General features: G+C 64.4%; 17 protein-coding genes and 2 riboswitches. Of the genes, 10 read left to right on the forward strand and 7 right to left on the reverse strand.

The window, feature by feature from the left end:
• Nucleotides 1–493 precede the first annotated feature (493 nt).
• A complete protein-coding gene (locus tag ABC337_RS18125; RefSeq protein WP_412885100.1) occupies nt 494–1618 on the forward strand; it encodes an IS110 family RNA-guided transposase in 1125 nt (374 codons plus the stop codon).
• Here ABC337_RS18125 and ABC337_RS18130 read toward each other — a convergent pair.
• The 4 genes from ABC337_RS18130 to ABC337_RS18145 all read right to left on the reverse strand — a co-directional run bounded on the left by ABC337_RS18130 (nt 1589) and on the right by ABC337_RS18145 (nt 6026).
• Nucleotides 1589–2095, reverse strand: a complete 507-nt coding sequence (locus ABC337_RS18130; RefSeq protein ID WP_412885099.1) for a GrpB family protein — start codon at nt 2093–2095, stop codon at nt 1589–1591. The two genes, ABC337_RS18125 and ABC337_RS18130, sit on opposite strands and share 30 nt — an antisense overlap.
• A gap of 307 nt (nt 2096–2402) precedes the next feature.
• On the reverse strand, nt 2403–2984 hold the full coding sequence (locus ABC337_RS18135) for a recombinase family protein (protein WP_412885098.1): 582 nt from the start codon (nt 2982–2984) through the stop codon (nt 2403–2405).
• Between the two features lie 459 nt (nt 2985–3443).
• Nucleotides 3444–5174, reverse strand: a complete 1731-nt coding sequence (gene thiC, locus ABC337_RS18140; RefSeq protein ID WP_412885097.1) for a phosphomethylpyrimidine synthase ThiC — start codon at nt 5172–5174, stop codon at nt 3444–3446.
• Nucleotides 5172–5281, reverse strand: a riboswitch (TPP riboswitch). (Overlaps the previous gene by 3 nt.)
• Before the next feature lie 355 nt (nt 5282–5636).
• Nucleotides 5637–6026: a heavy metal-responsive transcriptional regulator gene (locus ABC337_RS18145; protein ID WP_412885121.1), complete on the reverse strand. Its 390-nt coding sequence runs from the start codon at nt 6024–6026 to the stop codon at nt 5637–5639.
• A gap of 219 nt (nt 6027–6245) precedes the next feature.
• Here ABC337_RS18145 and merA point away from each other — a divergent pair, with 219 nt between their 5' ends.
• From merA to ABC337_RS18160, 3 genes are all read left to right on the forward strand, one after another.
• A complete protein-coding gene (merA, locus tag ABC337_RS18150) occupies nt 6246–7688 on the forward strand; it encodes a mercury(II) reductase (RefSeq protein ID WP_412885096.1) in 1443 nt (480 codons plus the stop codon).
• Nucleotides 7689–7832: 144 nt separating this feature from the next.
• Complete coding sequence (locus ABC337_RS18155; RefSeq protein WP_412885120.1) at nt 7833–8408, forward strand: recombinase family protein; 576 nt, start codon at nt 7833–7835, stop codon at nt 8406–8408.
• Between the two features lie 623 nt (nt 8409–9031).
• A complete protein-coding gene (locus tag ABC337_RS18160; RefSeq protein ID WP_412885095.1) occupies nt 9032–10384 on the forward strand; it encodes a ParB/RepB/Spo0J family partition protein in 1353 nt (450 codons plus the stop codon).
• Nucleotides 10385–10957: 573 nt separating this feature from the next.
• Here the strand turns inward: ABC337_RS18160 and ABC337_RS18165 are convergent.
• Nucleotides 10958–11257, reverse strand: coding sequence for a hypothetical protein (locus ABC337_RS18165; protein WP_412885094.1), 300 nt, complete (start codon nt 11255–11257; stop codon nt 10958–10960).
• Between the two features lie 223 nt (nt 11258–11480).
• On the opposite strand from ABC337_RS18165, the gene mobC reads away from it, so the two are divergent.
• The 4 genes from mobC to ABC337_RS18185 all read left to right on the forward strand — a co-directional run bounded on the left by mobC (nt 11481) and on the right by ABC337_RS18185 (nt 14957).
• A complete protein-coding gene (gene mobC / locus ABC337_RS18170) occupies nt 11481–11873 on the forward strand; it encodes a plasmid mobilization relaxosome protein MobC (protein ID WP_412885093.1) in 393 nt (130 codons plus the stop codon).
• A gap of 2 nt (nt 11874–11875) precedes the next feature.
• Nucleotides 11876–13492 (forward strand): relaxase/mobilization nuclease domain-containing protein, encoded by a 1617-nt coding sequence (locus ABC337_RS18175; protein WP_412885092.1) that lies wholly within the window; start codon nt 11876–11878, stop codon nt 13490–13492.
• 29 nt (nt 13493–13521) lie between these two features.
• Nucleotides 13522–14754, forward strand: a complete 1233-nt coding sequence (locus tag ABC337_RS18180; RefSeq protein WP_412885091.1) for a hypothetical protein — start codon at nt 13522–13524, stop codon at nt 14752–14754.
• Between the two features lie 92 nt (nt 14755–14846).
• Entirely contained in the window at nt 14847–14957 is a 111-nt protein-coding gene (locus ABC337_RS18185) for a hypothetical protein (RefSeq protein ID WP_412893317.1), read from the forward strand.
• A 58-nt stretch (nt 14958–15015) separates the two neighbouring features.
• Here ABC337_RS18185 and ABC337_RS18190 read toward each other — a convergent pair whose 3' ends face one another.
• Both ABC337_RS18190 and ABC337_RS18195 read right to left on the reverse strand, forming a co-directional pair.
• Nucleotides 15016–15357 carry a YnfA family protein gene (locus ABC337_RS18190; RefSeq protein ID WP_400160644.1) on the reverse strand — a complete coding sequence of 114 codons (342 nt, stop codon included), beginning with the start codon at nt 15355–15357 and terminating at the stop codon, nt 15016–15018.
• A gap of 179 nt (nt 15358–15536) precedes the next feature.
• On the reverse strand, nt 15537–16637 hold the full coding sequence (locus ABC337_RS18195) for a VIT1/CCC1 transporter family protein (protein WP_412885090.1): 1101 nt from the start codon (nt 16635–16637) through the stop codon (nt 15537–15539).
• A gap of 582 nt (nt 16638–17219) precedes the next feature.
• A riboswitch (cyclic di-AMP (ydaO/yuaA leader) is annotated at nt 17220–17410 on the forward strand.
• Between the two features lie 6 nt (nt 17411–17416).
• Here ABC337_RS18195 and ABC337_RS18200 point away from each other — a divergent pair.
• Together ABC337_RS18200 and ABC337_RS18205 are read left to right on the forward strand one after the other, a co-directional pair.
• Nucleotides 17417–18199 carry an NlpC/P60 family protein gene (locus ABC337_RS18200; RefSeq protein WP_412885089.1) on the forward strand — a complete coding sequence of 261 codons (783 nt, stop codon included), beginning with the start codon at nt 17417–17419 and terminating at the stop codon, nt 18197–18199.
• A gap of 347 nt (nt 18200–18546) precedes the next feature.
• The gene (locus tag ABC337_RS18205) at nt 18547–19035 is read left to right on the forward strand and encodes a hypothetical protein (RefSeq protein ID WP_400160641.1); all 489 of its coding nucleotides are present in this window, start codon (nt 18547–18549) and stop codon (nt 19033–19035) included.
• The last annotated feature ends 110 nt before the right edge of the window (nt 19036–19145 follow it).

Raw genomic sequence — 19145 nt, forward strand, 5'->3', positions numbered from 1 at the left:
GCTGCTGTCCTTCGGATCGTACGTGCCCGCTCCGGCCCGTCTAGCCCCTCCGTTCCTCCGGGGCCTGCGGTGCGGGAAGTTCCCTGCGGCGCTCCTTCGTCGCTTATTTCCTCCGGGAATTTCCCGCCCCTTGCCTTCGGTAGACAGGCCTCCGTCGGGCACAGCTCCGCAAGCTCCGCCAGCAGCCAAAAAACAACTGTGAGTCTTTACATGGCTGGTCTGGGACTAGCTGGCAGTGTTGATGCCGGTCGTTCTGCCTGGTGCGTGACTCGAAAAAACAATTGCCCCTCGAGGGTGCGTTTCCCCCGATTTGTCCGCGCTGGGTGGAGCGGCCGGCGCTGACCTGTCCCACGTCGGTGGCTTGATTAGAAGCTTGCCCAGCCTTTGGAGGTTGTGGCTCATCACAGTTTTGCCTCGAGGTGACTCTTCCCAGGTCCGGCGCCGGCCGTGCTGCGGCCGTTCTTGCCCGTTCGAAAGGAAGGAGGGTGGTGCGTTGACTATCGTTTCGCAGACCCGCCCGTTCGTCATCGGCGTGGACTGTCACGCCCGGACCCACACTTACGCCATCATCGAGGCCAGCACTAAGCGACAGGTTGCGTGCGAGCAGTTCCCGACCACCTCGGCAGGGATTTCCCGCGCACTTGCCTGGGTAGGCCGAAGGACAGACGGGGATATGGCCTGTCTATGGGCCGTCGAGGGTATCGGCTCATATGGGGCGCGTCTGGCCCGGGCGGTAACCGACGCCGGCTACGACGTCGCCGAAGCTCCACGGATGAACGCCCGAGGCCGTCGGGGGCTGGGCAAATCGGACCCGTTGGACGCTACCGCCATCGGAGCCGCTGTCCTTGGCTTGGAGGAGTCCCAACTCCGGGTTCCGCGCCGGGATGAAGGAGCCCGTGCCGGACTCAGGATCCTGAGTGCGGCACGGGATCAGTTGACCCGGGAACGAACAATGAATGTCAATGCGCTTATCGCCTTACTCCGGGCACACGACCTTGGAGTCGACGCCCGCAAGCCTCTGGTTCCCGCCCAGATCGCCACGATTACCAGATGGCGGGACCGGCAGGAGCAGATGGAACTAGCGATCGCTCGGCAGGAAGCGGTTCGGTTGGCGCGCCGCGTTCTCGAGGTGACCACTCAGCTGGCGGCTAATCAGAAGCGCATGACTGAGCTGATCCAGGAAAGCCCGGCTGCGCCGCTGTTGGAGATGGTGGGTGCCGGGGCTGTCACGGTCGCTGCTGTCCTGACAGCTTGGTCGCATCCAGGAAGGGTTCGCAGCGAAGCTGCCTTTGCCTCTCTGGCAGGGGTGAGTCCCTTGCCGGCCTCAAGCGGTAACACTGTCCGGCACAGGCTGAACCGGGGCGGTGATAGGCGCCTCAATCGTGCTTTGCACACCATCACCATGACCCGGATGGTCCATGACCCCGGAACACGGGACTACGTCGCCAAACGCACCCAAGAAGGTCGCAGCTACCGCGAAATCCGCAGATCCCTCAAGCGCTACGTCGCCCGAACGCTCTACCGCCAGCTAAACACCCTTTACGCCACCGCGAAACCAGCCCCACCCCTCGTTGCCGGGGCAGGCAGTTCAGGCGGTGTCCGGATTGGTCCGAGTTAGAAGGCGCGCGACGGTGGGGTATTTGGCAGCCGTGTAGTCACTCCAGCCCGAGGCTGTGTCGGCTGCGGTTTTCTTGGCCTCAAAGTATTCGGCTCGGGCCGCCGGATCTTCTCTGAGTAGGTCGCGGAATGCGATGCGTGCAGACCATTCGGTGCCTTCGAATGCGAGGACGTGCACCACGGATTCCCGATGGCGGCGGTTTGGCCACGCGAGCCAGCAATGGCCGGGCTTCATCCCCTCGAGGTCGAACCCCGCCATTTTCAGCGCCCGGGCTGCATTTTGAACGCTCGAAACCTTGACCCCAACGATCACGTCTATGACATCTTTCGCCGGCAGGTCGGGCACGGAAGTCGAACCAATGTGTTCGCAGTGGGCTTCGGGGAGCAATTCGAGGATCGCCGCGGCGAACCGGGCATAGTGGTCCGCCCATTCCTCGAATCTGCTCGCCACAAGTGTTACCGGCTGTTCGTCGTCCATTCGTCCGATTCTGGTCCCGATGGTGTCTGCACTCTTTGAAGCCACGCCGCTGCCGCCTTGGATGGCGCCCGATAGGCCCTCCAAGGTGTTGCCACAGTTGAGACCGATTGGTACTGGATCGAGGACCTGAGCTTGCAAGTCACGGACAGGGCAGCACCAAGGTCTCGCATGCCGGATCGTGTCAGCAGACTCACCCGTAAGCCGATCGATCACCGTGCCCAGGAAACGCGCCGCTACGTTTGTCAGTTTCAGAAGTGGTCTGCACAGTCACGCATTTTTTCAACAGTCGTCTGCACCAAAGGCCGAGCTACGGGACTGCAACTGCTTCAGGGCTCGTGGCCGGGACCCAGCGGTAAAGCGTGGGCACCGAGACCCCGAGGCTGGCGGCAACTTCCTTGGGCGGCGTTCCCTGGCTGAGGAGCTTCCGAGCTGAGCGGATCTTGGCCTCAGTCATTACACGCTTTCGTCCGCCGACCCGGCCCTGTTCGCGCGCTGCCTGGAGGCCCGCCTGTGTGCGTTCGACCATGAGCTCGCGTTCCATCTGGGCCAGGGATGCCATCACGTTGAAGAAGAAGCGTCCGGAGGCGGTGGTGGTGTCGATCGAGTCGGTAAGGCTGACAAAACCAATTCCGCGCTCGTTCAGGCCTCCGGCGAAATCCAGGAGGTCCTTCACGCTACGGCCGAGACGGTCCAGCTTCCACACAATGAGAGTGTCTCCCTCACGGAGTGTTTCCAGGGCCTTGGCTAGACCGGGGCGGCCGGCCTTGGTGCCGCTCATTGTGTCTTCAAAGATGCGATCGCATCCTGCACTATTTAAGGCAGCCAACTGCAGATCAAGGTTCTGGTCGCGCGTAGACACTCTGGCATAGCCGATACGGTGTGCCGCCATATGGGTTTCTCTTCTCAAAACTCGATTCGGACTCCTGGCTCGACTGTACAGTTTCGAGAATTATTTGTGAGAACCGCCCCGCCGGGGCGGGGCTTCTCATCACAACGGCGGTTTCCCGCAGAACGGCGCGCTGTTCCGGCGCCTCACGGCAAGCGCCGCCTTTCTCGATTCAAGGCGTTCTTGAAATCCTTCGTTTCTGAGAACGTCGAACGATCGAGGCAGGCTTGAGATTGGGGGGTGAGGTGAGGTAGAGGAGCATCACGATTAAGCGGACGCGGATTGAGCGCGGCCGGGTCCGGTCGGCGGTCAGCCAGACGTACGCGTCGGCCAGTCGTTGCTGGATGGGGCCGGTCCCGGCGGTGAGGGCTTCAACGGCCCTTTCGAACAGGCCTCTTAGTCGGCGGTGTTCAGGTCCGGCCAGGACCGGCCACGAAGGACCGGCCCTGGCCGGACCCGCTCCTAGCTCCTGGGCAGAACCGGTTCGGGCAGGTAGACCTTCCCGCCGGATTCGAGGAATTCGGTGGACTTGGCCTCCATTCCTGCGATGGCTTCCTGTTCGGACATGCCTCCGAACTGGTCGCGGATGTCCTGGGAGAGCCGCATGGAACAGAACTTGGGACCGCACATGGAGCAGAAGTGCGCGGTCTTGGCCGGTTCGGCGGGCAGGGTCTCGTCGTGGAAGGATTCGGCCGTTTCCGGGTCCAGGGAAAGGGCGAACTGATCGCGCCAGCGGAACTCGAACCGTGCCTTGGACAGGGCGTCGTCGCGTTCGTGGGCGCCCGGGTGGCCTTTGGCGAGGTCCGCGGCGTGGGCGGCGATCTTGTAGGTGATCACGCCGGTTTTGACGTCATCTTTGTTCGGCAACCCGAGGTGTTCTTTGGGCGTGACGTAGCAGAGCATCGCGGTGCCGTAGCGGGCGATCTCCGTGGCGCCGATGGCCGAGGTGATGTGGTCGTAGCCGGGGGCAATGTCGGTCACCAGTGGGCCGAGGGTATAGAACGGGGCGCCGTCGCAGAGTTCCTGCTGGCGTTCGACGTTTTCCCGGACCAGGTGGAAGGGGATGTGGCCCGGGCCTTCGACCATGACCTGCACGTCGTACTTCCAGGCGCGCTTGGTCAGCTCCGCCAGGGTGTCTAGTTCGGCAAACTGTGCGGCGTCGTTGGCATCCGCGGTCGCCCCCGGCCGCAGGCCGTCGCCCAGGGAAAAGGCGACGTCGTACTTGGCGAAGATTTCGCACAGTTCATCGAAGTGGGTGTAGAGGAAGTTCTCCTGGTGATGGGCCAGGCACCAACCGGCCATGATGGACCCTCCGCGGGAGACGATCCCGGTCACCCGGTTTGCGGTCAGCGGCACGTAGCGCAGCAGCACGCCGGCGTGGACGGTCATGTAGTCCACGCCCTGCTCGCACTGCTCGATCACGGTGTCCCGGTAGATCTCCCAGGTCAGGTCATTGGCCTCGCCGTTGACCTTCTCCAGCGCCTGATAGATCGGGACCGTGCCGATCGGGACGGGGGAGTTGCGGATGATCCATTCACGGGTGGTGTGGATGTCATCGCCGGTGGAGAGGTCCATCACCGTGTCTGCGCCCCACTGGGCGGCCCACTGCAGTTTGTCCACTTCCTCGGCAATGGAGCTGGTCACGGCCGAGTTGCCGATGTTGGCGTTGATCTTCACCAGGAACGCCTTGCCGATGATCATCGGCTCGGATTCAGGGTGGTTAATGTTGTTCGGAATGATGGCCCGGCCCGCCGCCACCTCACTGCGGACCAGTTCAACGTCGCAGTTCTCCCGCACTGCCACGAACCGCATCTCCTGCGTGATCACGCCCTGGCGGGCGTAGTGCATCTGGGTGACCGTCTTGCCGTTGAGGGCGCGGCGGGGCACCGGCTGCGCGCCCTTCCATTCCGCGGACGCGGCACCCCGGCGCACGGCGGACTTGCCGTCATCGAGCAGGTTCCGTTCCCGTCCGCCGTAGGGCTCGGTGTCGCCCCGGGATTCTATCCATTCGGACCGGAACGGCTCCAGGCCGATTACCGGATCGCTGCCGGGCCCGGCCGTCCGGTACACCGTGAACGGTGGATTCTTCACCCCGTTCGGAGAGTCCTCCAAGGCGATCTCCGTGACAGGGACGCTAATGCCGTGTTCCGGGTCGCGGGCGTACGCGAGCGAATGTGAATTCATGGCGTTCATCAGTGGTTTCCTACTTCCTTCGCCGGCATGACCCGGACAGGTTCAACGGTCGCAGGCTGCATCAGCCCGATCTCAGCCCCTGCATTAGGGCACCCGTGTGGATGAAAAAACCCTAGCACCCCGGCGTGCCCGTTCCGGTTGGATGATGACTGGTGTTCCCCGGAGGGCCTCCATCCTCGGAAGCAGGCCCTCCCAGCGATGGGGATATGACATATCTCCGGCAGCTGAGGCCTCCTGTTCGCAGCTGCCGGGGCTGACGCGCTCCTCGGTCAACCGCCAGCCCGGCCAACGCACAGCACCCGGGAATGGTGCAGACGCCTTCTGCTATTCCGTGCAGTCGACTTCTGAAACTGACATCAACCCTCGTCATAGGAATTAGCTAAAACCGCCAAACCGAGCTGCGAAAAAACCGCCAATCCGAACTAGCAGTCACACAGGAGGAGCGTCGGGATCTGGTCGGGTTTAGAGGTAGCTGCAGATGCGTTCGGGGTCGCAGGCTGCAGGGTCCCCGGCGGCCGCGGCGTCATGAAATTCGGCAACGGTTGCACGCAGTGCCGTGAGTTCTGCGATCCGGGCGTCGAGGTCGCGGAGCTGTTTGGCCAGCAGATCCCGGACGTGTACGCAGGGGGCCTGGCCGATGTCCCGGACGGAGAGGATGTCACCGATCTGGGCAAGGGTCAGTCCGGCCGTGCGGCCGCGGCGGATGAATTCCAGCCGGCTGACTGTTTCCTGGGCGTAGTCGCGGTATCCGTTCGGTGCCCTGTCGGCGGCCGGCAATAGGCCGCGGTCCTCGTAGAACCGCAGGGTCTTGGCCGTCATGCCCGCGGCTGCGGCAGTTTCGCCGATAAGCATCATGCACCTCTCGTCCCCGGGGGGTTCCTCCTTGACCTTCCAGTTTAGTGGAAGGTCAACAGGGGGTAGGAACCCGCGGGTGGCGCCCCGGGCCGGGAGAGCGGAGTCAGCCTCTTGACCTTCCCCCTCGGTGGAAGGTGCAGACTGGGGCAGAACCATATACGAGGCACTGTTACGGGTATTTCGGGACGTCGCTGCTGTACGACTTTGGAGGATTCCATGTCTGAACCAACACCTGATTTTGATCTGGCCGTCATCGGATCGGGCGGCGGAGCATTCGCGGCCGCGATCCGGGCGACCAACCTGGGCAAACGCGTCCTGATGATCGAGCGCTCCACCGTCGGCGGCACGTGCGTGAACACCGGCTGCGTGCCGTCCAAGGCACTCCTGGCCGCGGCAGAGGCCAGGCAAGTTGCCCTGGACGGAGCAGGCCGGTTCCCCGGCATCAGCACCTCAGCCGGGCCGGTGGACATGGCCGGGCTGATCGGTGGGAAGCGTTCCCTGGTGGAGACGATGCGTTCGGATAAGTACGTGGACCTGATCGCGGACTATGGCTGGGAGCTGCGCCAGGGCAATGCCGTGTTCACCGGCACCCAGGACGATCCCGTCCTGGAAATCACCGGACAGGACGGGATGCGGGAGTCCGTAAGGGCCGCGCACTATCTGGTGGCCACTGGGTCGGCTCCGTGGGCGCCCCCGATCGAGGGTTTGGCAGACACGGACTACCTGACCGCCACCACCGCGATGGAACTCGAGGAGGTCCCCGACTCCCTGCTCGTGCTCGGCGGCGGGTACGTGGCCCTGGAACAGGCCCAGCTCTTCGCCCGGCTCGGGTCCAAGGTCACCATGCTGGTCCGCTCCCGCCTGGCCTCGGCCGAGGAACCCGAAGCCTCCCGCGCCCTGATGGGCGTCTTCGCCGACGAGGGCATCCGCGTCGTCCGCCGGGCGGCCGTGTCCTCCGTACGTACGGATCCGGCCACCCGCGGGATCGTTGCGACCGCGGCCGCCTCCGGCGGCCAGGAGGAATTCCGGGCCGCCAGGCTGCTCGTCGCCACGGGAAGGCGCCCGGTCACGGACGGCCTGAACCTGTCCGCGGTCGGCGTGAAAACCGGGGACGGCGGCGAGATCTTGGTCAACAGCCGGCTGGCCAGCACCAATCCCAGGATATTGGCCGCCGGAGACGTGACCGGACACCGCGAATTCGTCTACGTCGCAGCATCCCACGGCTCCCTGGTGGTGGAGAACGCCTTCAACAACGCCGGCCGCGAGGTCGACTACCGGCACCTGCCCCGGGTCACCTTCACCAGCCCGGCCCTGGCCGCGGTCGGGATGACCGACAAGGAAGCCAACGAGGCCGGTATCCGGTGCGAATGCCGGGTCCTGCCCCTGGAGTACGTGCCCCGGGCCCTGGTGAACAGGGACACCCGCGGCTTCATCAAGATCGTCGCGGACGCGGACACCGGGCGGATTGTGGGAATCACCGCCGTCGCGAAGGACGCCGGTGACCTCGCCGCCGCCGGGGTCTACATCCTGGAAGCCGGGATGACCGTGGAGCAGGTGGCGAACCTGTGGAGCCCGTACCTGACCATGGCCGAGGGGATCAAGATCGCCGCCCAGTCCTTCACCACTGATGTCTCCAAACTCTCCTGTTGCGCCTCCTGAGCCGTAGCCCCTCCAGTAACTTCATCCAACTCACCGACCGGCAGACCTCACCGGACAGCGGCATCGACCTCGCACTCTCGTTGGTCGTAAGACCCGCACGATAATATGCACGGTGACGGGGGGATTACTGCAACCATGTTCCTTATGACTGGAATGAAGATCGGCTATGCCCGGGTCTCGACGAACGACCAGGACCTGACCGCCCAACGCAATGCCCTCTTTGCCCTGGGTGTAGATGAGGCCCAGATCTTCGTCGATCACGGACTGACGGGAGCGAACCGGGTGCGCCCTGGGCTCCGTGAAGCGATGGCGGCGTGCCGGGGCGGCGATACGCTCGTGGTGACCAAGCTCGACCGTTTGGCACGCTCTCTTTCCGATGCCAGGGATATAGCCCACGAGCTGACGGCCAAGGGGGTAGTGCTCAGTCTCGGCGGCAGCACTCATGATCCAACTGATCCGGTAGGCCGGCTGCTGTTCAATGTCCTGGGAATGGTGGCCGAGTTTGAGGCGGACCTGATCCGGATGCGCACTCGCGAGGGAATGGCGGTCGCCAAGGCGAAGGGGCGGCTGAAAGGCAAGCAGCCGAAACTGTCCAAGACACAGCGGAAGCATCTTCTGACACTGCACGACGCCGGGGAGCACACGCAGGCTGAGTTGGCGGAGCTGTTCCGTGTGTCCCGAACAACGGTGTACCGCGAGCTCCAAAGGCGAACCATCTGAAGGCCGATGCGGTGCCGCCGGCCGTGAGTGCACCAAGCGCTGCGAAAAGAACACCATTTAGCGCCGCGATTCACTGGTGGGAGCCGCGCAGCGCTTTACGCCACCAGCAAGCCCGTGCTGCACGCGAGAGCACCACAACGTAGCCCGGAACGACGTGCTGCCTGAAGACTCTGGGTTCCGGCCTCGCCCAGCAAGCGCCCAGCCCTACTGCACGGGCCTCGCTTCGCTCGGGCTCTAGAAGCGCTTTTCTGTTTTGGCTGCTGTCCTGACGGATTGTACGTGTCCGCTCCGGCCCATCTAGCCCCTCCTTCGTCGGGGCCTGCGGTACAGGAAATGTCCCTGCGGTGCTCCTTCGTCGCTGATTTCCTCCGGGAATTTCCCGCCCTTGCCCTGCGGGTAGACAGGCCTCCGTCGGCCACAGCTCCGCAAGCTTCGCCAGCAGCCAAAACAACGGGGGGAGAGGGGAAGCTGGCCGGTCACCAAAGCCGCCCCGCTATGGTCCGCGCCAGCACCCGATTCCAGCCGCTTGACAGACATAGAAGCGTCGGGGGGAGAGGGGACGCTGGCCGGTCACCTGAGCCGCCCCACCCACCGAAATCCTTGGGCAAAAAAGGAGCAACACCATGACCACCAACCCCAGCCTCGAAATGCTCGATCCGGCCACCCTAACCGTCGACATCAACGTCCGCAAAGACGCGGCCCTGACCGCCGACTTCATCGCCAGCATCAAAGAACACGGCGTGATGGAACCGGTGATCGCCCACCGCAAGGACGACGGCGTGGTGCACGTCCTGATGGGACAGCGCCGCACCCGCGCCGCTGTTGAAGCAGGGCGCGCCAGTATCCCGGTGATGATCATCGAGTCCCCCGAGGAAGCCGAGCGGATCGTGACGCAGGTCGTGGAGAACATCCAGCGCGCAGAACTGACCGAAGCGGACGAGGCCGACGCCTACCACCAGCTGTCCCTGATCGGTGTTTCAGCTGCCGCGATCGCCAAGAAGACCGGGCGCACCAAGACCACCGTGGAAGGGGCGCTGAAAGCCAAGTCCTCGAGCGCCGGATCCGCCGCCCTGGGCAGGGGGTACACGATTGAAGCGGCCCTGATTCTGGCCGAGTTTGCCACTGACGGTGACGCGGTGGAGGAGTTGGAATCGGTCATCGCCGATGAGCCGGACATGCTCGCCCACGTCACCCAACAGTTGCGGGACCGCCGCGACCGCTCGGCCGCCCTCGCGGCGCTGACCGCCGAGCTGGAAGCCGCCGGGACCACCGTCGTGGAACGGGCCGGATACGACGGGGACAGTGAAAACATCCGGGTGTCCTCGCTGAACCGGGCAGACGGGGAACCGGCCACCGAGGAGGACGCCAACGCCGTGCACATCGCCTCCTCCTACAACGGCCATCACTCCACCGTCCCGGTCGTGGCCGGATGGAAGGAGCTGGGTTTCACACTCCGGTACAGCGGCTACGGCGCGTCAGCGGCGAACAAAGGTCCGATGACGGAGGAGCAGAAGGCCGAGCGGAAAACCCTGATAGAAAACAACAAACTGATGCAGTCGGCAACTGTGGTCCGGCGCGACTTCGTGAAGGCGCTGCTGGCGAAGAAACAGCCGCCCAAAGGCTGGCAGCACTTCACCGTTCACGCCATCACCCACCATCCCGAAACGGCCAGCGGTTACGAGGGAACCGTCGCCGCCGAGATGGCAGGAGCCAAGACGGGGGAGAATTCGGACCGGTGGGGCTGGAACCCGTTGCGGGACCACGTGGCCAGGTCCACGGTACGGCCCGAGGTGTCCCTGATCGCGCTGTTCTGCGCAGGGTATGAGAAGACCATCGCCAAGGACTCATGGCGGTCACCGAGCGTCCGCCACATCGACTACCTGACCCGGCTCATTGCCTGGGGGTATACGGCAAGTCCGGTCGAGCAGATCATCCTCGACAGCGCCGCGCCCGCCCAGGAACACGTAGCCGCATAAGAGCCCCTTGCCGGGCGGAACCTCCACCGCCCGGCAAGGCCCCCGGCCACTCACCACATGATGGCCAGGAACCTTCCAAAGGTCGGGCGGTCCGCCGCACGGTGCGAACCACAGCAGCAACTCACCGGCGGCGGACCGCCGTTTGACGCGACCTCCCGGAACCATCCAGGTGCCGCGGATCCGGCGATACGATGACACGTCAGCCGTTCAGCGTCGGTACAACATTCAGCTAAGCTGGATCACAGATTTCCTTTGTCCGAGGAGCAGAAAAGGACCGGCCACCCTGGCCGGTCCTTTTCTGTTTAACCACACGCACCCGGACGGCAAACCGGAGACCGGCTCTATACCTGGGCGGTGCAGTTCCTACGGCTCAGTGGTTTCCCTTTGGCTGTCTCCGAGCCGGCCGCCCCATACGGAGGCTGTGCACGGCCACCGCTCACCCAGGGTGACGTGCGCTGGGGATGGTGACGTGGTGGTTGTGTGCAGACGGTCAGGTGGGTCCCGTCGTCCAGATGTGTGCGGAAAAAGCCCGTAGGAAATAGCTTTTGCCGTGCCCATGTGGGCGAGGGGTTACTACTCGGAGACGCCCGCGACGGCAGCTGACTCTTGCGCGCCCTTCCGGCCCCGCGGACGCCCGCCGGCCTTCTTGGTCGGGGCGTCCAGTCCGAAACCACGCAAGTCGGATTCAGTCCACTCGGCGCGCAGGGCAGCCTGGTAGTCCTTGGCGTGTTTCTGTTCCGCGGCAGCGAGCAGCTGCGCTGCTTCCTGAACCTCGACGCCGCTGGCAGCGGCCTGTTTAACGGCGTTGACTTTGGTGTCCCTGGCGGCGTCGATCTTGGCGGCGGCTTTTGCGGCAATGTCGTTGATGTCCATATCCAAACCCTACCGGCCACGACTGACACCCGAATGCTGGTTTTCGGAGACCAAGTGCGAAAGGCGAAAAAACCTCCAAAGAAGATCGTGCGGAGCAAGCTATACCCTTACACGGGTGTAAGTGGCTTGTCGCGCTCGACACTGGCGGTCGAGTGCGGCACACTGGTCAGTGTGGTCCCCGCTTCCGGGGTCGCTGCGCTGGGCCTTTGAAGGGATGGATTGAATGTCGGATGAGGGATTCGCTCACCGTTTCAATCTGTCGCGCCGACGCCGGGAGAACACTCCCGCCGGTACCAAGAAGCGCCGTGACCTGTGGGTCACTGTGGAAGAGGAAGCCGCGCTTGTCGCGAGGGCAGAACGCGAGAAGGTGACTGTCCCGAACCTGCTGATCACAGCGGCGTTGTCCGAGACGCAGGAGACGACTACCGAACGCCGTGCCGCTATCGCGGAATTGATGTCTCTGCACAATTTGCTGGCGCGTTCTTCGAACAACATCAACCAGCTCGCACGGCAGGCCAATGCCACGGGCGAGTTCCCCGCGGAGGCGCACGAAGCGTTGAAGCACCTGCGCTCGGTGGCGATGCGGATCGACCGCACCATTGAGGGGCTGATGTAGGGATGATCCCGAACATAACCCGGGGTTCGCGCATGGGCGGGCTCATGGTTTATCTGGCGTCGACTGACGCCAACAAGACCAAGAACGCGCACTCCGATCCGCACCTGGTGGCTGGCGATGCTGCGATCATGGCGTGGTACGACGACGGTGTGCTGGACCGTGACGATGCGCTTGCTATTGCCAAGCATCTGGACCAGCCGCGCAGGGCATATGACGTATCGGTGCAGATCAAAGACATGCAGTGGGATGCGGCCAAAAAGGAACGCGTCCACGTCGGCTACAAGGACGCCAGCGTGTGGCACTGCTCGCTGAGCCTGCGCGCCGAAGAGGGCGCCCTGACGGATCAGCAGTGGGGCGATATCGCGAACGATTTCGTGGATTCCATGGGCTTCACCGAAAGCAGCGGAAAGGCCCGCTGCCGGTGGGTCGCGGTCAACCACGGCACGAGTGAGAACGGCAATCACCACATCCACCTGGCAGTGTCCCTGGTCCGCGAGGACGGCACCAAAGCATCCACCCACGGCGACTACAAGAGGGCGCAAGAGTCGTGCCGTGAGCTGGAGGTTAAGTACGGGCTGGAACAGCTCTCCACCGTGCACGCCACCCGCGGCTACGACCGGGCCGAGAAAGCCACCGCTGTCCGGGACGAGCGGGAAATGCACCGCTCCTCTTTGGCGCGGAAAGTCCGCGCCAGCGCCAGTTCCTCGGCGACCGAAGGAGAGTTCGTCCGGCGCGCCCGTGACACCGGCATGCTGGTCCGGCCGCGCTACGCGAAGAACACGACCGACGTCATCGTCGGGTACTCCGTAGCCGAACGCCCGAAGCAGGGCGAGAGGCCTATCTGGTTCGGCGGCGGCACCCTCGCCTCCGACCTGAAGCTCGGTGCATTGCGTGAAGAGTGGATGAACTCACCGCACCTGGCCACCGAAGCTGCAGCCGAGTGGAACGCTGCTGCCCGCAACCGGCGCACCGTGTCCGGGACCGGCCCCGAGAACGGAACACCCCCGGCGGAAATGTGGGTCGAGTACACCCGGAACGCGACCGCACTGGTTGAGCAGCTGCGCACTCTGCCCCGTGATGACCACGCCACCTGGGCGAAAGCAGCGAGGGAAGTATCCGGCGCGTTCGCGGCATGGTCCCACCGGCTCGAACCTACCCCGGGTCCGCTGGCGGCCACCGCCGCCGAGCTGTCCCGCACCGCCCAGCTCCGGGCGCCACGCCAGCACAGCAAGCCCGTCGCCCTGCCGTCCATTGCCGGGACTGCCATGTTGTTCATGGCCGCGTCCAGCAAGAACAAGACGGCCGCACAATCGGCGCTCATGCTGCAGCTGGTGAACACTGCCTTCGCCATCCACGAAATGCACCAACAGTCCGGACGAACCAGGGAAGCGCAGCGGCTCCGGGTCGTCGTCACGGAGCAGCTGAAACCGTTCGCGGCGACCATGCCCCGTCCGGTCGCCGTCGGTGCGCCGGAACAGGCAGCGGCTCCGAACTCCGTAGAACTTGGACTGCGCGGCATGGCGCCCATCCGTCCAGGGTCAGCGGTACCGAACACACCAACGGCGGCCAAGACCCGCCAGCACACGGGCCGTGATTCCGGCCCCGTACTTGACCGATAACGACCACCACCAACTGCAAGGGGAGCACGATGAGTGAATCAGACGGAATGGACGAATTTCTGGACGCCGGAATGCGGCAGTCCCTCATGATCGCGTCCCGCATTGCCGAGACGCTGGCCCGTCGCCGGCAGGAGTCCCAACGGCAGCAGGAGCACCAGGATGCCCAGGCAGCGCACGAAGCGCAGGCCCGCCTCACGGCAGACCGCAGCGCCGCGCAGGCGGCGCTGGCACCGGTAGATAAAGACCAGTGGTGGGACAAGGCCCAGCCCCACGACATCGCCACGGCACACGCCGTCGCTGAAGGCTGGAAAGACTACGACCCGACCGCCCTCGCGGCCTCGGAAAAGATCCGTCAGGAAGTCCTCACCCGCTACGGCATCGACACCCACGATGCCGGCAAGGATGCCGGATATCTGGAATCAGATATCCAGCATGCCGCCACGGACAAGGCACGTCAGGACGAATTGGACCGCAGCCAGGAAGAGACGCGCAAGGCGGCCGCCGAACACGAGAAAGCCATGGGACTGCTCGCCGCAGCCCGCGCCGAAGAACTCCGCGCCCAGGCCGCGACGCTGGCCCCGGAAATGGAACGCCACCAGGTGCCGGCCGAGTACCTGGCCAACCCCGAGCTGGCCCAGGCATTGCAGACTGCACACACCGCCAAGACACCCACAGCGGTAGAAGCAGCGGACGCCATCGTGAAGGAACGCTTGTTCCTCATCGGCAAGGACGGCATCAACGGTCCCGACATCGACCAGCTGCGCAAAGAAACCACCTCGAACGTCAACGGCGCCGGCGACGCGCACTTTCAGGATCCCGCGTTCGTCCAAGCAGCCAAGGACATGTACGAAGCAAAACTCCTGGCAGAGGGAGGCTTCACAGGGTCCGAACGGACGCCCGTGGAACAGCGGTACGAACGAGCCGAAAAGGAACTGTTCGCCCGCCTGGAAAGCGTCGGCCGCGAGATCGAAAACCGCGTCACCGGCAACAACAGCAGCCGACTAAAAGACCAAGGCCTGAAAGCAGGGAGCACGGCGGGAACCGACTACGGCTCAGCGGAACGCCAGGAAGCTTTCGCCGCATCCTTGGCCGGCACCGGAGCGAACGAAACCCAAGTCCGAGGGCGCGCCGCGGCCGAACGCAGCGAGGGGACACACCCGAGCGCAGCCGTCACCATGGGCAAAGGCGCAGCCCAAGCCAAAAAGGCCCCCGCGGCGGCAACATTGGGTGCTGATCGCGCTAAGAGCGGCCCCTCCCGCTAAGCAGTTTCCCGGCCCGGCCGGCCTGGCCATCATCCACCGACGGGCCGCTATGGCCGCCGAGTGCAGACCAGCTCAGCGGGGCCCTGACCTGTCTGGCCTGCGGAAGCCTTGAGACACGGGACATGCCGACGGAATCGTGCGTGTATTTCTACCGGCGTGCCGCTTGCGGGGTCACCAGCAAGCCGAAAACCGGGGACTGCTAAGTCGTCTCCTCCTACGGCGACACCAGATGCCCGCCGATGCAATCCTCCTGATCGGTTGCTAGGAAGCGGTCCCGCGGGGAGCGAACATGATCACGGCCACCCCCACCAGACAGATCACGGATCCGATGACGTCCCAGCGGTCGGGCAGGAACCCGTCGAAGACCATTCCCCACACCAGGGACCCCGCGACGAAAACGCCGCCATACGCGGCCAGAATCCGTCCAAAGTGCGCGTCAGGCTGCAAGGTCGCAACAAAACCGTACAGACCCAGGGCAATGATCCCGAGACCGGCCCACCACCACGCACGGCCCTCCCGAACGGCTTGCCACACCAGCCAGGCACCGCCTATCTCGGCGACAGCGGCCAAAATAAACAGCAGAACGGACTTGGCAATCGTCATGAACCTCATCATGCCGCACGATTGGAGACAGCCCGCGCCGGCCGGAAATCGTCAGGACTACGAAGCAGGTCCGTTAGCTAAGCACAGGCCCCACAGCGACCATCCCTCAGCGGCCCAGCCGTGTGGAAGCGCCCTGACATTCCGGGCCGTCCGACGGCTGCCCGGCTCTGCTGTGCCGCCTATGCCGTGCTGGTTCCGAACAGCATCCCGAGCAGGTACGTGACGGCCGCGGCGCCGTAACCGATGGCGAGCTGGCGTAGCGCCATTTTCAACGGAGCCCCGCCGGAGAGCAAGGCAACAATTGCGCCGGTGGTCAGCAGGGCCAGGCCGACGATAATGCCGGCGACGATGAGCGCGGTGATGCCTTCGAGTCCGAACAGGTAGGGGAGGACGGGCAGGATGGCGCCGGAGGCGAAGAACAGGAAGCTGGATGTGGCCGCGCCGAGGCCTGTGCCGACTGCTTCGTGTTTGTCGTGGTCAGGGGAAGCCACGATCGGTTTCTCGTGTGGGTTCTGCAGCGTCTCGGAGGCCTTGGCGTTCGCTTCGTCTTCTGCCATGCCCCGGGCGCGGTAGAGCAGGGACAGTTCGTTGGCGTCGGCGTTCAGGTGCGGTAGCCGCGCGTGTGCGTCCTCATTGGGCGTGGAGGCTTCGAGGAGTTCGCGCTGGGAGCGGACGGAGACGTATTCTCCGGCTCCCATGGACAGGGCGCCGGCGAGTAGGCCGGCGACGCCGCTGAGGAGGACCACCGCGTTGGATGCGCCGCTGGCGCTGATGCCCATCACGAGGGAGAGGTTGCTGACGAGCCCGTCGTTTGCGCCGAAGACGGCAGCGCGGAAACTTCCGGAGAGCCTGTTCCTGCCCCTTGTGGCGAGTGCACGGACGATTTCCTCGTGGATCTGTTCGTCGGCGGCCATGGTGTCGGTGGCGTGGGCATCGCGTGCGTACGGTGAGCGCGCTTCGGCACGCTGGGCCAGGGCGAGGACGAACACGGATCCGAAGTGGCGGGCAAGGAAGCCGACGAACCGGGTACGGAGGCTTCCGCGGCGGGCCTTGCCGACTTTATCGCCGAGCAGGTCCAGCCAGTGCTGTTCGTGCCGGGTTTCGGCTTCGGCCAGGGCCAGGAGGATCTCCCGTTCTTCCCCACTTCGGCGTCCGGCAAGGTCCCGGTACACGCCCGCTTCGGCCCGTTCGTCGGCCAGGTACTGGCGCCAGCGACGAAGATCCGCAGGACTGGCGCTCTGGAAAGTCGGTGTGGTGTGTGTCGTGGGCAGGTTCGTCATGGTCATCCTCGAGGCAATACCCTTGACCGGACCCATAATTTCGGGGGAGCTCCGGTCAGAGTGGTGTCTGACCGAAGGTCTCGCTCGCCCGGCACCTGCTAGCCGGGTGGCGCACCGGGCAACCTGTAGGAGGATGCCAGTATGTCGATGCGCCGCTGCGTCCGCGATACGCGGACGGTGGGAACTACTCCCCTTCGATAAGACAAGTCTTCCATATATCCGCCGCAGATTCATGCGTTTACATGTTTTTCGGATTGCCGAAATTTCGTCACCTGGAAGGCCTCCAGGCGTCATTTCGGTGTGCCGTGGGATTCTTTAGGGCCAGACGATTGCGGAAAGTGACTGCTAGCGTCACCAGTAACCGTCGTGAGCCGACCAAATATTGTCCGTGTAACGGATGGTCGTGGCGCACTTTTGGGACGACAGAAGGATGGTCCGGTTAGGTGGCCTTCCGCGGGTACAAGCAGTGGAGGTGCACGTAGGGGCTGTGACATTTATCCCGTCGCGTTATCAGAATGTGACAATCTTCTCTTACTTGCGGTACGGTCGGTTCCGTGCCGACTCTCTCCAAGGGCGGCACTCCCGGGTTGATTGCCTAACTCTGCCGCTGCCGGGGATCCGTTCGCAGAATTCGTCCGGCAGAGACGGGGAAACCACGTTTGGCCTGGTTCAGGCCTTGGGGTGAAGCCGCGCTACTGCATCTGCAGGAGTTGCGGCCGGGTGACTCCCATCCGAATCCGACAGCTAACCCCGCAGGCATTGGGAGAGGCTACTTTGTCATGTCCACACGCGTTCATGGCCGCCGGCGCGCGGTTACCGTCCACACCAGTCCGCTCGCGAAGATTTCCAAGTCTGCCGCAGACAACTTTGGCGGAGCGGGACGGCAGGCCGCCGTCCTCGCCGTTGCTTCAGGCCTAGTTTTATCCAGCGGTATCGCTGCCCAGGCCGCCGAGGCTCCGGCCCAGCAGGACGCGGCACTGCCCTCAACGCAGGAAGTGACCGCCCTGGCGTCCGCTCCGCTCAGCGCCGACGCCAGCGTTCGGATATCCTTCGAACGCCCGGCCGTCACCACTACCCCCGCACCGGTCATCGAAGCGCCGGCGACTGCCGAAATCCCTCAGCCCACACCGGCGGTCAAGACACCGGCCGCCACGACACCGGTGGTTAGTGCACCGGTGGCAGCGCCCAAGGTCACCGTTCAGGCGGCACCGGCGCCGGCCGCTGCCCCTCAGGCAGCGGGCGGAGTCAACGCCACCATGCTTTCGGCCGCCTACGCGCAGCTGGGCCTTATCCAGGACTGCACCCGCCTCGTCGAAAAGGCCTTGGGCGCAGCAGGCATCCCTGTAGGCGACATTGGCCCTATGGCGTTCATGAATTACGGCAAGACGGTTGGCACCCCGGCCCCGGGTGACATGGTTGTTCAGTCCGGACACGTTGGAATCTACGCAGGCAACGGCCAGGTCATCAGCTCGGGCATGAACGGCAAGAACCAGACGGTGGTTCATCCGCTGTCGTGGTTGACCGCAACGGGGCCCGTCACGTTCGTACGCGCCGGCGCCTAGAGACACCAGCGCCAACGGGCCGGTGAGTCGCTGCCTTGGGGGTAGCGCGTCACCGGCCATTGGCATACCGCCCTCCGGTTGGTAAAGGCCCGCCGCCGGTGCGGGGACGGTGCCAAAGTTCCGGACGGCCCGGATGCCGTTGCCGAAAGCCGCACTGCAGATTTGGATGGCGATTGTTGTTGGTATGTAATGTTGATCCCAATGTCTGAAGCACTAGGTGGCGCTCTCCGGGGCGCGGAGTTGTTTCCCGGAGCCAAGGCCGCCGAAGCTGCAGGAACCGCTTTGGATCCGCAGTCCGGCTCGGCTCCGGGTCCGGTCCGGTTTGCCCGAGCAGGGTCGGTGGGGCCGTGAAGTCATTCTTTTCTTTTCTACGGAGGAACCGGACCAAGGCCTGGGTGGTGGCCGTAACGCTGCTGTTGGTCTTCTACCTGGTGGTGACATTCCAGCGTTCCGCTCTCCTGCTGATGGATACCAGTCCTCTGGCCAACGTCCTTGGCGCGGCGTACTTGGTACTCCCGGCCATCGGTGCCTGGGCACTGTTCCGTGAACTTCTGTTCGGTGCCCGCACAGAACAGATGGCGCGGGCCCTTGAGGCCGAGGGGGGTCTGCCCGTAGACAATCTGCCGCGCACACCCGCCGGACGCATCGTCCGTGCCGCGGCGGACCAGGAATTCGAAAAGTACCGGGCCGAAACAGAAGATGCTCCGGGGGACTGGCGTTCCTGGTTCCGGCTCAGCTGCGCGTATGACGCCGCCGGTGACCGCAAGCGTGCCCGCTCTTCAATGCGGGATGCAGAGCGGCTGTACCGTTTCCCCGACACCGGAGCAACGATATAGGGGTGAACGCCCGGCGATTTCGCGGGCCATTTTCTCCGGCGGTAATTTCCAGTGTGGTGGACCCACGTTCCGCGGCGACGCAGGGGCGCGCAGGCGCCTGGTCCTACGGC

The sequence above is a fragment of the Arthrobacter phoenicis genome (assembly GCF_047238215.1).
In the GTDB taxonomy this organism is placed as follows: domain Bacteria; phylum Actinomycetota; class Actinomycetes; order Actinomycetales; family Micrococcaceae; genus Arthrobacter.